Source organism: Streptosporangium sp. G12 (assembly GCF_052983175.1).
Genome location: NZ_JBRIQO010000001.1, coordinates 451214 through 463849, shown reverse-complemented (window position 1 = coordinate 463849; position 12636 = coordinate 451214). Strand labels below are relative to the sequence as shown.

The 12636-nt window shown below is 71.6% G+C and carries 11 protein-coding genes; 3 read left to right on the top strand and 8 right to left on the bottom strand.

What is annotated here, in order from left to right; genetic code table 11:
• Nucleotides 1-786: 786 nt before the first annotated feature.
• The 3 genes from ACVCAG_RS01925 to ACVCAG_RS01915 all read right to left on the bottom strand — a co-directional run bounded on the left by ACVCAG_RS01925 (nt 787) and on the right by ACVCAG_RS01915 (nt 3465).
• Complete coding sequence (locus ACVCAG_RS01925) at nt 787-2184, bottom strand: glutamine synthetase family protein (protein ID WP_440082024.1); 1398 nt, start codon at nt 2182-2184, stop codon at nt 787-789.
• A 94-nt stretch (nt 2185-2278) separates the two neighbouring features.
• Nucleotides 2279-2884 (bottom strand): putative Ig domain-containing protein, encoded by a 606-nt coding sequence (locus tag ACVCAG_RS01920; protein WP_447189375.1) that lies wholly within the window; start codon nt 2882-2884, stop codon nt 2279-2281.
• Nucleotides 2885-3303: 419 nt separating this feature from the next.
• Entirely contained in the window at nt 3304-3465 is a 162-nt protein-coding gene (locus ACVCAG_RS01915) for a hypothetical protein (protein ID WP_362676260.1), read from the bottom strand.
• A 558-nt stretch (nt 3466-4023) separates the two neighbouring features.
• Here ACVCAG_RS01915 and ACVCAG_RS01910 point away from each other — a divergent pair.
• Nucleotides 4024-4317, top strand: a complete 294-nt coding sequence (locus ACVCAG_RS01910) for a hypothetical protein (protein WP_440082026.1) — start codon at nt 4024-4026, stop codon at nt 4315-4317.
• Nucleotides 4318-4484: 167 nt separating this feature from the next.
• On the opposite strand, the gene ACVCAG_RS01905 is transcribed toward ACVCAG_RS01910, so the two are convergent.
• Nucleotides 4485-5114, bottom strand: a complete 630-nt coding sequence (locus tag ACVCAG_RS01905) for a TIGR03085 family metal-binding protein (RefSeq protein WP_440082027.1) — start codon at nt 5112-5114, stop codon at nt 4485-4487.
• A 152-nt stretch (nt 5115-5266) separates the two neighbouring features.
• Between ACVCAG_RS01905 and ACVCAG_RS01900 the strand changes: the two genes are divergently transcribed.
• Together ACVCAG_RS01900 and ACVCAG_RS01895 are read left to right on the top strand one after the other, a co-directional pair.
• On the top strand, nt 5267-7075 hold the full coding sequence (locus ACVCAG_RS01900) for an ABC transporter transmembrane domain-containing protein (RefSeq protein ID WP_440082178.1): 1809 nt from the start codon (nt 5267-5269) through the stop codon (nt 7073-7075).
• Between the two features lie 94 nt (nt 7076-7169).
• Nucleotides 7170-8942 (top strand): ABC transporter ATP-binding protein, encoded by a 1773-nt coding sequence (locus ACVCAG_RS01895; RefSeq protein WP_362676254.1) that lies wholly within the window; start codon nt 7170-7172, stop codon nt 8940-8942.
• Here the strand turns inward: ACVCAG_RS01895 and ACVCAG_RS01890 are convergent.
• The 4 genes from ACVCAG_RS01890 to ACVCAG_RS01875 form a co-directional block, all read right to left on the bottom strand.
• Complete coding sequence (locus ACVCAG_RS01890) at nt 8939-9412, bottom strand: GNAT family N-acetyltransferase (protein WP_440082028.1); 474 nt, start codon at nt 9410-9412, stop codon at nt 8939-8941. The genes ACVCAG_RS01895 and ACVCAG_RS01890 overlap by 4 nt on opposite strands.
• A gap of 161 nt (nt 9413-9573) precedes the next feature.
• Nucleotides 9574-10572, bottom strand: coding sequence for an ABC transporter substrate-binding protein (locus ACVCAG_RS01885; protein ID WP_440082029.1), 999 nt, complete (start codon nt 10570-10572; stop codon nt 9574-9576).
• Between the two features lie 79 nt (nt 10573-10651).
• A complete protein-coding gene (locus tag ACVCAG_RS01880; protein ID WP_440082030.1) occupies nt 10652-11416 on the bottom strand; it encodes an ATP-binding cassette domain-containing protein in 765 nt (254 codons plus the stop codon).
• On the bottom strand, nt 11413-12492 hold the full coding sequence (locus ACVCAG_RS01875; protein ID WP_447189374.1) for an amino acid ABC transporter permease: 1080 nt from the start codon (nt 12490-12492) through the stop codon (nt 11413-11415). Before ACVCAG_RS01875 ends, ACVCAG_RS01880 begins: the two co-directional genes overlap by 4 nt.
• Nucleotides 12493-12636: the final 144 nt, after the last annotated feature.

Sequence of the window (12636 nt, the reverse complement as noted above, 5' to 3'; positions counted from 1 at the left end):
GGGTGTCTTGCCTGTTTCGCGCTTGAGCGTGTGTCGCGGTGTTTCGTGGTTGAGCGTGTCTTGCGGTGCGGTTTCTGCGTGTCAGGTCTTTTCGTGCTCGCCGCCGTGCCGGAGTTCGACCCCGTGACCGCCAACGACCCGGTGCGGCTGGGGGAGAACCGCTCACGTCCGACCTGTGCCGGTGCTCCGGGGCGGGGTTCGCGCTGCGGCGGTTCCCTCCTACGGGGATGCGGGCCGTAGTCGCTCCGTTTCCGACCGCACAGGAGACGTTCCCGCGCTGAAGCCTCTGTACGGGCTGATTCGAGGGTTGGTCGCCGTAGCTGAAGTGTCCCTACGGTAAAGGAGCGCAGGACTGGGCTCAGACGAGCATGGTTGACGGGGGACCAGGTCAGCGCCAGTTCGTCCCGTCCGTCGCCGTCGTAGTCGGCCGATGTCCGGGGAAACGCCGGGCGGTCGTCGGGGCGCAGCTTCCGGCCGGCCGGGTCCGTGGCCGGTCCGAGCCGGCGGATCGTCCTCCCGCCGCGCCGCAGCCCGTTCCCCCCGCCGCGAAGCCGTCGCCGTTGACGTCGCCGGGGGGGTCAGTGACGGCGACGGTGACGGCGCCGGTGGCGGCGGCTCGGGGAGCAGCGCCGACGGTGTCACGTACGGGACCGGGGAAGCGTCCCGCCCGTCTCCGAAGCCACATCCGCCGAGCAGGAGGACGAGTACCAGGGCCGTTCCGGTTCTGCTTTTTATCGCGCACTCCCATATATGCGGGGATGTACGGCGATATTAGGGCTTAAGGATTTAGAAGACCCGGGAGTGGTGGAACAGCTCGTAGGCGGCGTTCTGGGCGGCGAAGGACCTGGCCTCGGAGCGTTTGACGGCCAGGTAGGCGGAGGCGCGCAGGGGGCCGAGGGCGTTCATGAGGACGTCGTCGGCCTCCAGGGCGTCCAGGGCCTCGTCCAGGGAGGCCGGGAGGCGGCGGACGCGTCCGGCGGGGAGGGTGGCGGGGTCGACGTTGACGGGGTCGCCGGGGTCGAGGCCGCGGCGGATGCCGTCCAGGCCCGCGTGGATGACGGCGCCCAGCGACAGGTAGGGGTTGGCCGAGGAGTCGGAGGGCTTGAGCTCCAGGTTGGCGGACGCCGCGGCGTCGCGTCCGGTGGGGGAGCAGATCCGCACCGCCGCCTCACGGTTGTCCATGCCGTAGCAGGCGTACGCGCTCGACCACGACCTCGGTGTCAGGCGCCGGAAGCTGTTCACCGATCCGCAGGTCAGCGCGGTGAGTGCCGGGAGGTGGGCGACCAGGCCGCCGATGAAGCGATAGGCGGCGGCCGACATGCCGTAGCGGTCCGAGGGGTCGCCGAAGGCGTTGACCCGGAGTCCGGGGTCCCAGAGGGAGACGTGGAGGTGGGCGCCGTTGCCCGGCTGGCCGGCGAGGGGCTTGGGGGCGAGGGAGGCCCACATCGACATGCGCGCGGCGACGCCCCTGACCGTCTCGCGGTAGATCACGTGGTTGTCGGCGGCCTGGAGGGCGGGGGCGTGGTGGATCGACAGTTCGTGCTGGCCGTGGCCGAGTTCGGGATGGTAGTGCTCGGGCCGCAGGCCCTGGCTCTCCAGGGCGTGGAGCAGGGTCATCGTGTAGTCGTGGAGCCGGTTGAAGCCGGCGGTGGAGTAACACAGGCTGTCGTCGGCGGGGACCAGCCGGTCCAGGCCGCCCGCGGGGTCGGGTTCGCGGCGGCCCAGGGTGAACTCGGGTTCGAAGGCGGCGACGAGGGCGTGCCCCTCGGCGGCCAGGGCGGCGACGGCCTCGCGCAGGAAGGTGCGCGGGCAGACGGGCCAGGCGGAGCCGTCGACCTGGCGCAGGTCCGCCAGCATGGCCGCGGCGCCGGGAGCGTAGGGCAGGTGGACGAACGTGGCCGGATCGGGGACGAGACGGACCTCTCCCACCGGGCCGAGGCCCTCGACGTCCTGGAGTTCGTCGAGCATGTTCATCGCCATCATCGCCACGGTGTGCCCGATGCCGGTGTGGAGCCGCTCCGCCAGCCGGGAGCGGGAGGTGGCCTTGCCCCTGATCACGCCGCCGTGGTCGGCGTACAGGAAGCGGACCAGCTCGGCGCCCTCGGTGTCGGCGCGTTCGACGACGCGACGCGCCGCGGCGGTGTCGAGCGGGTGGGGGCCGGTCATGGCCTGCTGATCTTCCATGCCTCCTGCGTAACACGTCCTCGGGGGGAGGGGAAGCACCCCGGGGCGCTCGCCCCGGGAGCGGTCCGGGGCGGTCGCGAGATTCCGCCCGCGGTCATGCGGTGGTCACGTCACCGCCGGAGCCGCCGTCGGAGCAGGGCACACCGGCGAGGGAGGGAGCAGGGGAGGGCGAGCGGGCGCACTCGCAGGTGATGGTGATCGTCACCGTGCCGGTGGCGCAGCCGCCGGAGGCGACGCACGCCTCGATCGGGACCGTCCAGGTGCCGGGTACCCGGGAGGCGCCGCCGAGCAGGCCGTCGGCGTCGAGCGTGATCCCGGCGGGCAGGAGGGCGGGGTTGACCAGCCTGAAGGCGATCGTCTCGCCGGTCGGGCCGGCCAGCGTGATCCTTCCTCGCAGCGGCCGGTCGACGGGAGCGCCGAAGTGGCCGAGGGACGGGTGGGCCGAGAGGGACGAGGAGCCTCCCGCGAGGGGCCGCCCGGTCCCGCCGCCGATCGATGTCCGTACGGAGGCCTGCACCGGCGCCGGGACGGGAGCCTGGACCGGGGCCTGGACGGGTGCCGGTACCTGGACGGGTGACGGAGCCGGAGGCGGGTCCGGTACCGGGATCGCGAGGGCGACCCGTGGGGTCGCCAGCACGCCGCACACGACGGCTCCGGCGACGACGGCCCCGATTCCGGGGAAACCCCGCTTGCCACGCATGAACGATCCCCCCGTACGAGAAACGGACTTCCCCCAGGGTGCCGGAAAGATCATCAAGGGAGTGCCGTGATGTCTTCCGCGGTCATCCATGATCGGGTCAGGACGTTCGCCGTACGGGTGGTCTCCGTGTCATGTCACCTGGGTGTGGTCCGTACCGCCCTGGTTCCGTACCACTCTGTACGGCATTCCGTACCACGCTGTACGGCGGGGCCGCGCGACTTCGGGCGGCGGGGCGCGGGGGTGACCTCGTGGCTGGTTCGCGGGTACGGGGGTGTCGTGGCGGCTTCCGGTGATCGCCGCGATACGTTTCCGGGATCGGCGGGGCCGACGGCATGGCGTTCGACGCGGGTGCGCGCTCCCCTGTGGGTCAGCCGGGAACGCGGGTGACGCGGTTCGGGCGGGGGGACCCCGCCGGGCGGTTAGGTGAGCACTCGGGTGAAGAACAGAGCCAACTGGTCTGCTCCCCTGATGATCCCGTCGAAGACTCCGTTGACCGCATTCGCCGCTTCGGCGGGTTTGGTGAACAGATAGAAGACCACGAAAGCTACCGCGAGGTAGGTGAGGATCTTCTTGACCTGCATGGGGGCCTCCTGGCAGTTCCAATCCCAGCCGTATATACCCGAATTTTATCGATCTTTGGCATCTGCGGCCCGGGTGGCTCCCGGATTTTGATGATCATACCCGTCTCGCGGGGGCGAGCCGCGGTCTGGTCGCGAGTTTGGCATAGGTCACACCCGCCATCGTGCGGTCGCGAGACGCTCCTGTCCAATCTTCATTGCCAGGTATACCGGTAGGGCTAGCCCGGCGCCGGACGTACGCCGAGCGCGGGGATTGTCTTTGCTGGTCACCACCGATCCGGTGACCGGTCGTTCACGCCGGGAGTCCGGTGTTGCCGGCAGATGTCAGGAAACGCACGGCCTGCCGCCGGACGGGCCGGGGTACGCCGCCCCGGGGCCGTTCGCCGGTGACGCCGGGGGAGGGCGGCGGGTGACCGGCGCGTCCTTCCCGCCCCGCCCGGGTCGCCGCGGGGGACGGGTGGCGCGTAGGCGGCTGGTGCGGCGTTTGTGGCTTCAAAAAGGGGGGAATTGGTCGATGTATAGTAACTATACGTAATTATTCATAAGCAAGGAGTGAGGACGATGACATCACCCGTCGGAGGCCAGCCAGGTGATCGGTCGCGGAGCGCCGGCTCTCGCGGGTTGTCCGGTGAGACGAAACCGGCGTTCCAGACCACCGAGTTCATCGCCTACGTCGTCATCCTGGTCGCGATCGTGATCACGGCCTTCGTGGTCGGCGGTGACTCGCGCGGTTACGGTGACCCCTTCGGGGCGGAGCACGCCATCAAGTACATCACCGTTCTCACGGTCGGTTACATGATCGCCCGAGGTCTGGCGAAGGCCGGAAGCCGGGACCGGGGCGACGGCGTCCGCTAGCCCGCCCGGTTTCCGGCCGCCGACCGGCGGCTGATCGCCGGTCGTCCGGCGACAGGCCGTCAGCCGGCCGCCAGCCGACCGACGCGGTCGCGAACCGTCGACGCCCGGACCGAGGTGGTCCGGGCCGTCGCCCACGACCTCTTCCCGCTCCCGGGGAGCGGTCCCGCTCAGACGCCCAGGGGGGCGTCCATCAGCCGGGCCACGGTCTCCTCGTCGCCGCTCACGTCGACCTTGGCGTGGGACTGGCGGCCGAAGCAGAACAGCAGCAGTTCCCCGGCCGTGCCCGTCACCTCGACCTGCGGTCCCTGCTTGGGGCCGCCGATGGCGACGCCCCCGCCGATGCGATGCAGGACCACCCGGACGGGAGAGCGGCGCAGGAACAGCCGGGCGCCGCCGTGGACCTGCTTCCAGAACCTCTGCTCCAGCTCGGCGGGCAGCTCCCGCGGCTCCCAGACCCGCTGCGCCCGCCGCACGTCCTCGTGGTGGATGAAGAACTCCGTCGTGTTGACCGCCTCGTCCAGGCCGGGCAGGCGGTAGACCCCGGAAGGCCCGGAACGCACGAGTTCGACGAGGCCCGCGTACCCCTTCCTGGTCTTCGTGGACTCCTGCACCCTGGCGGTGTACCCGGCCAGTGGTTTGAGGAGGATGCCTCCGGCGGCGTCGGGGCGGCTCTCGCGGACGACGAGGTGGGCGGCGAGGTCGAAGGTGGTCCAGCCCTCGCAGAGCGTGGGCGCATCCGGGCCGAGCCGGGCGAACAGGTCACTGAGCGCGGATCGTTCGGCGCGGGCGTAGTTCATTTCAGGTCCTAACAAGCCGTTGTGTGAGCAACCGGAGGTGTCACCGTGACACTAACCGAAGGTGGTTCGGGAATAACCGGATGATCCACAGTGATAGGGACTTAGGTAGCAACGTTCCCCGTCGAAAGGACACCCCCCGCGTGGCGAGCAAGATGACCACCGCAGTCATGCGCAGGGGACTCGGGGTCCTCGGGGTGGCCATCCGGGCGGAGAAGGCGATCTTCTCCGCCGCGGTGCTGTCCAGTGCCCTGTACGGCGTGATGACCGTCGCCGCGGCGTGGGCACTGGGCTGGGCCACCGACCACGTCGTGCTCCCGGCCTTCAGGGACGGGCGGATCACGACGGGCACCCTCACCCTCGGCGCGCTCCTCATCCTCGGGGTCTCCCTGCTCAAGGCACTGGGCGTGGCCGGGCGGCGGTATTTCGCCGGGGTCATGCAGTACCGGATGCAGGCCCGCTCCCGCCGTGACGTCACCCGCCAGTATCTGAGGCTTCCCCTGGCCTGGCACCACAGGCACCCGACCGGGCAGCTGCTGTCCAACGCCGGGTCCGACGTGGAGGCGGCCTGGGCGCCGCTCGCCCCGCTGCCGATGGCCGTCGGCGTGGTCGTGATGCTGGTGACCGCCGCCGTCGCAATGGTGATCACCGATCCGATCCTCGCTCTCGTCGGCTTCCTGGTCTTTCCCGCGATCGCCGTGCTCAACCTGGTCTACCAGCGCAGGCTCAACCCGCTGGCCACCCGCGCCCAGCAGTTGCGCGCCGAGGTCAGCGAGATCGCCCACGAGAGCTTCGACGGCGCCCTGGTCGTCAAGACCCTCGGCCGCGAGGACGAGGAGACCGCCAGGTTCCAGGCCAAGGCGAGCGAGCTGCGCGACGCCAACATCGCCGTGGGCCGGGTCCGCGGCCTGTTCGACCCGATGCTGGAGGCGCTGCCCACCCTGGGCGTGCTCGCCGTGCTGCTGATCGGCGCGATGCGGCTGGAGAGCGGCGCGATCGGTTCGGGCGTGCTCGTCCAGGTCGCCTACCTGTTCACCCTGCTGGCCTTCCCGATCCGCGCGCTCGGCTGGGTGCTCGCCGAGCTGCCCCGGGCCGTCGTCGGCTACGAGCGGGTCCAGGCCGTGCTCGAGGCCACCGGCTCCATGGAGCACGGCGCCGTCGAGCTGCCCGGCACCGAACCCGCCAGGCTGGAGGTCCGCGACCTCGGTTACGCCTACGGCGACGGTGAGTTCCCCGTCCTGCGAGAGGTGAGCCTGGAGGTCGGGCCCGGCCGTACCGTCGCCCTGGTCGGACCCACCGGCTCCGGCAAGTCGACGCTCGCCCAGGCCCTCGTCCGCCTGGTCGACCCGGCGGAGGGCGTCGTGCTGGTGGACGGCACGGACCTGCGCGACGTCGCCAGAAACGGGGTCAGCGACGCGGTGGCGCTGGTGCCCCAGCAGACGTTCCTGTTCGACGACACCGTACGCGGCAACGTCACCCTCGGCCGGCCGATCGGGGACGAGGACGTCTGGGCGGCGCTGCGCCTGGCGCAGGCCGAGGGGTTCGTCAGCGCCCTGCCCTCGGGACTGGACACCCGGGTCGGCGAGCGCGGCACCACCCTGTCGGGCGGCCAGCGCCAGCGGATCGCCCTGGCCCGCGCGCTGGTGCGCCGCCCGCGGCTGCTCGTCCTGGACGACGCCACCTCCAGCGTCGACCCGCAGGTCGAGGCGAGGATCCTGTACGGACTGCGGGACGCGGCCCAGGTCTCCACCGTGGTCGTCATCGCCTACCGGATGGCCACCATCGCCCTGGCCGACGAGGTCGTCTACCTCGACCACGGCCGGGTCGTCGACCGGGGCGGCCACGCGGAGCTGCTCGCCCGCTGCGAGGGCTACCGCAACCTGGTCACCGCCTACGAACGCCAGGGCGCCGAGCGCGAGGCGCTCGCCGCCGAGCAAGAGGAAGAGGAAGAGGTCAGCGCGTGAGGAAGCACCACCGGCCGGGGGAGCACCCCGCCGGGACGACGCGGGGCGAGCGGGGCCGAGGTCCGCTGGGGCCGGAGCTGGGAGGACGGTGCCGGTGAGCTCGTTCCAGGGAGTCGAGCGCTCGGGGCTGGCCACCGTCAGGCACGGCCTGTCGCTCACGCCGGAGTTCCGCAAGGGGCTGGCCGGTACGCTCGCGCTGGCCGTGGTGGCCACGGTCGGCAAGATCATCGTGCCGATCGCCGTCCAACAGACCATCGACACGGGGCTCGCGAAGGGGGCCCCGGACGTGGCCTACGTCCGCACCGCCGTGCTGCTGTGCGCCGCCGCCGTGGTGTTCACCGCGCTGTGCGCGTACCTGATGAACGTCCGCCTCTACCGGGCCACCGAGTCCTCGCTCGCCACGCTCAGGGTGCGCGGCTTCCGGCACGTGCACGACCTGTCGGTGCTCACCCAGAACTCCGAGCGGCGCGGCGCCCTCGTCTCCCGGGTCACCGGCGACGTCGACCAGATCAGCGTGTTCATGCAGTGGGGCGGGCTGATGATCATCATCGCCCTGGGCCAGCTCCTGGTCGCCACCGGGCTGATGTTCGTCTACTCCTGGCAGCTCGCCCTGCTGGTGTGGCTGTGCTTCCTGCCGCTCATGGTCGTCCTGCCGCGCTTCCAGCGGTGGCTGTCCGGCGCCTACACGCGGGTCCGCGAGCGCACCGGCGACATGCTCTCCGCCGTCAGCGAGTCGGTCGTGGGCGCGGCCGTGATCAGGGCCCACGGCTCCGAGGCCCGTACGGCCGAGCGGCTCGACGTCGCGATCGACGCCAACATGGCGGCGCAGGCCCGCACCCAGCGGATCGTCGCGACCGTGTTCCCGCTGACCGAGATCGTCGCCGCCGTCACCCTGGCGGCCGTGGTGCTGGTCGGAGTGCGGCTCGGGCTGGCGCAGGACATCACCGAGGGGCGCCTGGTCGCCTTCCTGTTCCTCATCACGCTGTTCGTCTCGCCGATGCAGATCGCCACCGAGGTGCTCAACGAGGCGCAGAACGCCGTCGCCGGGTGGCGGCGCATCCTCGGCGTGCTCGACACCCCCGCCGACGTCGCCGACCCGGGCCCGGAGGGCGTCGAGCTGCCGCGCGGTCCCATCTCGGTCTCCTTCGAGGACGTGGAGTTCTCCTACCCCGGCGGGGTCCCGGTGCTGCACGGGGTCTCGGCGGACATCCCGCCGCGCTCGCGGATCGCCGTGGTGGGGGAGACCGGTTCCGGCAAGACGACCTTCGCCAAGCTGCTCACCCGGCTGATGGACCCGGTCTCGGGGCGGATCACGGTCGACGGTCACGACCTGCGGACCGTCCGGTTCTCCTCGTTGCGCAGCCGCATCGTCATGGTGCCGCAGGACGGCTTCCTGTTCGACGGCACGCTGGCGGAGAACATCGCCTTCGGCCGCCCCTCGGCGACCGAGGCGGAGATCCGGCTCGCCATGACCGAGCTGGGGCTCACCGACTGGCTGGAGGGACTGCCCGCCGACCTGTCGACCAGGGTCGGCCAGCGCGGCGAGTCGCTGTCGGCGGGCGAGCGCCAGCTCGTCGCGCTCGCCCGCGCCTACCTGGCCGACCCCGACCTGCTGCTGCTGGACGAGGCCACCTCCGCGGTGGACCCGGCGACGGAGGTGCGGCTGGCCCGCGCCCTGGAGGGCGTCACGCGGGGCCGCACCGCCGTCTCCATCGCCCACCGGCTCTCCACCGCCGAGGCGGCGGACGAGGTGTTCGTCTTCGACAAGGGGCGGATCGTGCAGCGCGGCCCGCACGCCGAGCTGGTACGCCGGCCCGGCGTCTACGCGGACCTGCACGCCTCCTGGGTCTCGGCCGCCCGCTCCTAGCCTCCCGGGCGGGATGTCCACCCCGAGCCCTCGATGATCTTCTCGAAGGGGTGGGGGCCGACCGTCTCGGGGTCGGCCCCCAGGTCGTAGAGCGGGGTGTATCCGGTCGACAGGTACAGTCCCGCCGCCTCGGGCTGCCGGGGGCCGGTGGTCAGGTAGATCCTGCGGTAGCCCTGCCGCGCGGCCTCCCGCTCCAGCTCCCGTACGACGGCGACGCCCAGGCCGCGCCGGCGGTGGTCCGGGTGGGTCCAGATCCGCTTGAGCTCGGCGGTCTCCTCGTCGTGCCGGAAGAACGCGCCCCCGGCGACGGTCAGCCCGTGCTCGACGAGGACGAGGAACGCGCCCCCGCGCTCGGGGGTGAACCGCTCGCCGGGATAGCGGTTGATCTCGTCGTTGGGACCGTACCGGCTGGTGTACTCGGCGTGCAGGCCCTCCAGGAGCGGTTCGACCTCGGGGTCGGGAACGGCCACGTGCCGCACCTGGAGGGGGGCGGCCGGAGCCCGCGGGGAACACCCGCCCGGTGCCGGTGCCGGTGCCGGTGCCGGTGGCGCGTGCTTCGTGTACGGGGACGGGGGCGGCGGGGGCGGGGGACGTTCGGTGCCCGGGGCGGCGGGCCTCGCGGAGTCGATCGTCACTTGGGCTGCCTCGGCAGGCCGGGCGGGTTGATCCTCGACGTGGGCAGTGCCTCGTTGTCCAGGCCCCAGCGCTTGAGCACCTCGGCGTACTTGCCGTTCTCGATGAGCGTGTTGATCGCCTCGTTGACCGGCTGGACCAGGCCGTTGCCCTTCAGGGTCATGACCGCGATGAGGCCCTCGACCGACCCGCCGCCCGAGAGCGTCCCGACGATCCTGCTGTCACCTCCCACCGCGACCTGGTAGGCGATGGGAGGGTTCGGGCCCAGGTAGGCCTGGACGCGGCCGGACTTCAGCGCGAGCAGGACGTCGCCGTACTTCTGGTAGTACTGGATGTTCGCGGCCTTGAGCCCGGCCTTCTGGTTCTGCGCGTCCCACTCCAGCAGGATCTTCTCCTGGTTGGTGCCGGATCCGACGGAGACGTTCAGGCCGGCGATGTCGGCGGCCTTCTCGATCTTGGTGATCGGGCTCTCCCCGCTCACCTGCCAGGCGAGCTGGTCCACCCGGTAGGTGGCGAAGTCGTAGATGTCCTTGCGCTCCTCCGTCACCGTGACGTTGTTGAGCACCAGGTCGTACTTGCCGGACTTGACCGCGAGGAACAGGTTCTCCCAGGAGGTGTTCTCCTCCTTCAGGGGCAGTCCCAGCACGTCGGCGATCAGGTGGGCGAGGTCGGTCTCCACGCCGACCAGGGTGGTGTCGTCGTCGGCCAGGAACACCAGGGGCGGGGCGCCCTCGCCGTTGAAACCGGCGGTGAGCGCGCCCTTGGACCGGATCGCCTCGGGGACCTTGGCGGCGATCGCCTCCACCTTGCCGGCGCGGACGCGGTTCTGCTCGGGCGAGGTGTTGATCTTCGTCCCGCCGGTTCCCGGCGGGGCCGCGGCCGGGGCGGCCTCCGCCCTGTCCGTGGTGGCGGCCGGGGTCGCGGCGCCGCCGCAGGCGGCGGCGAGGAGGAGAGGCAGGGCGGCGATGGCGGGGGCGAGCCTCGATATGAACGACATGTCGGTCCTTGCTGGGGTCGGGTGGCGGGTGGCGCCGGGAAGTTCGTGAGGGGTCTTCGTGAGGGGTCCGCGCGGGGAGTCAGAGGACCTTGCTGAGGAAGAGGCGGGTGCGCTCGTGCCGGGGGGCGTCCAGCACCTCGGCGGGAGTGCCCCGCTCGACGATCCGGCCCTCGTCCATGAAGACCACGGTGTCGGCGACCTCGCGGGCGAAGCCGACCTCGTGGGTGACGACGATCATGGTGGTGCCGCTCCCGGCGAGGCCCTTCACCACGTCGAGCACCTCGCCGACGAGCTCCGGGTCCAGCGCGGACGTCGGCTCGTCGAAGAGGATGACCTTGGGCTCCAGGGCCAGGGCGCGGGCGATGGCCACCCGCTGCTGCTGACCGCCGGAGAGCTTGCGGGGGTAGGAGTGCGCCTTGTCGGAGAGCCCGACCCGCTCCAGCAGCCGGGTCGCCAGCGCGTCCACCTCCGCCCTCGGCCTGCGCTGGGCCGACAGGGGCGCCTCGGTGACGTTCTGGTGCACGGTCAGGTGCGGGAAGAGGTTGAAGTTCTGGAAGACGAAACCGATCTTGGTCCGTTGCCGGAGGATCTCGCGCTCGGGCAGCTCGTACAGCCTGTCGCCGGACCTGCGGTAGCCGACCAGCTCGCCGTCGACGCTGACCGACCCGCTGTCCACCTTCTCCAGGTGGTTGACGGTACGGAGGAGCGTGGACTTCCCCGATCCCGACGGGCCCAGGATCACCGTGACCTCGCCCGGGGCGACCCGCAGGTCCACCCCGCGCAGCACCTCCAGCGACCCGAAGCTCTTGCGCACGCCCCGCAGCTCGACCATCGCGGAGCTCATGCGCGGCCCTTGCCGTAGTGCCGCTCGACGTAGTGCTGCGCGACGGATATCACGGAGGTCATCACGAGATACCAGATGGTCGCCACCAGCAGCAGGGCGATGACCCTGCCGTTGCGGTTGTAGATCACCTGTACCTGGTAGAAGAGCTCGGGCAGGGCCATGATGTAGACGACCGAGGTGCCCTTGACCAGGCCGATGATCTCGTTGCCGGCGGTCGGCACGATCGACCGCATGGCCTGCGGCAGGACGATCCGGAACAGCTGCCTGGCCCTGGGGATGCCCAGCGCCGCGGCCGCCTCCCGCTGGCCGTGGTCCACCGAGAGCAGCCCGGCCCGGACGATCTCCGCGGCGTAGGCGGCCTGGTGCAGGGCCAGGCCCAGCGCGGCGGCGGTGACCGGGCCGATCAGGTCCATCGTCCCGATGTCGAAGAACGCCGGGCCGAACGGCACGCCGAAGGAGATCCTCGGATACAGCAGGGCCAGGTTGTACCAGAACAGCAGCTGCAGGATCAGCGGTACCGACCGGAACAGGGCGATGTAGCCCCAGGCGACCGAGTTGAGCAGCGGATTCCCCGACAGCCGCATGAGCGCCAGGACCGTGCCGAGCAGGAAGCCGAAGACGATTCCCAGCGCGGTCAGCTCCAGCGTGAACACGACCGCCCGCAGGACGGAGGGCGCGAACAGGTACTCCCCGACCACCTCCCACTCCCAGGCCGGGTTGGTGACCAGCGCGCTGGCCGCCATGGCCAGCAGCACCGCGACGCCCAGGGCCGCCACCCACCGCCCGGGATGGCGGGTGGTGACCACCTTCGGCGGGGGCTCACCGGCCGCCGCGTCTCCCGGGCCGCCGGGGGGCTCGCTCACCGGGGGAGTGGCGGCCAGGATCACGCGGGGCCCGGCGGATCCGCCGGGCCCGCCGGGGGCGGACGCGGAGACGAGCCGGGCCCGGCTCCACGTGTACCCGCGGTGCGCGCGCTCCCGGCCACCCGTCACCGGGGGCGGTGCCTTCGCGGGAGCCGCGAGGGCCGCGGGATCGCGTGTGTCACCGCCGTCGGCGCCTGAGAATTCGACGGGCATGGTTGAGGCCTTTCTGGCTGGTCGTACCGGACGGGGGCGGTGCGGGGCGCGCTCCGCGGGCGGAGCGCGGGAAGGTCGGCGGCGACGCGGGTCAGCGGCGACAGGGGAGGGGTCGGGCGTGGCGCGGGGCGACGTGCTCGCCCG

What these genes read in the sequence shown, in the direction of transcription:
- ACVCAG_RS01925 (WP_440082024.1), bottom strand. Translation starts at nt 2,184, where the DNA reads ATGGAAGATCAGCAGGCCATGACCGGCCCCCACCCGCTCGACACCGCC.
- ACVCAG_RS01920 (WP_447189375.1), bottom strand. Translation starts at nt 2,884, where the DNA reads ATGCGTGGCAAGCGGGGTTTCCCCGGAATCGGGGCCGTCGTCGCCGGA.
- ACVCAG_RS01915 (WP_362676260.1), bottom strand. Translation starts at nt 3,465, where the DNA reads ATGCAGGTCAAGAAGATCCTCACCTACCTCGCGGTAGCTTTCGTGGTC.
- ACVCAG_RS01910 (WP_440082026.1), top strand. Translation starts at nt 4,024, where the DNA reads ATGACATCACCCGTCGGAGGCCAGCCAGGTGATCGGTCGCGGAGCGCC.
- ACVCAG_RS01905 (WP_440082027.1), bottom strand. Translation starts at nt 5,114, where the DNA reads ATGAACTACGCCCGCGCCGAACGATCCGCGCTCAGTGACCTGTTCGCC.
- ACVCAG_RS01900 (WP_440082178.1), top strand. Translation starts at nt 5,267, where the DNA reads ATGACCACCGCAGTCATGCGCAGGGGACTCGGGGTCCTCGGGGTGGCC.
- ACVCAG_RS01885 (WP_440082029.1), bottom strand. Translation starts at nt 10,572, where the DNA reads ATGTCGTTCATATCGAGGCTCGCCCCCGCCATCGCCGCCCTGCCTCTC.
- ACVCAG_RS01880 (WP_440082030.1), bottom strand. Translation starts at nt 11,416, where the DNA reads ATGAGCTCCGCGATGGTCGAGCTGCGGGGCGTGCGCAAGAGCTTCGGG.
- ACVCAG_RS01875 (WP_447189374.1), bottom strand. Translation starts at nt 12,492, where the DNA reads ATGCCCGTCGAATTCTCAGGCGCCGACGGCGGTGACACACGCGATCCC.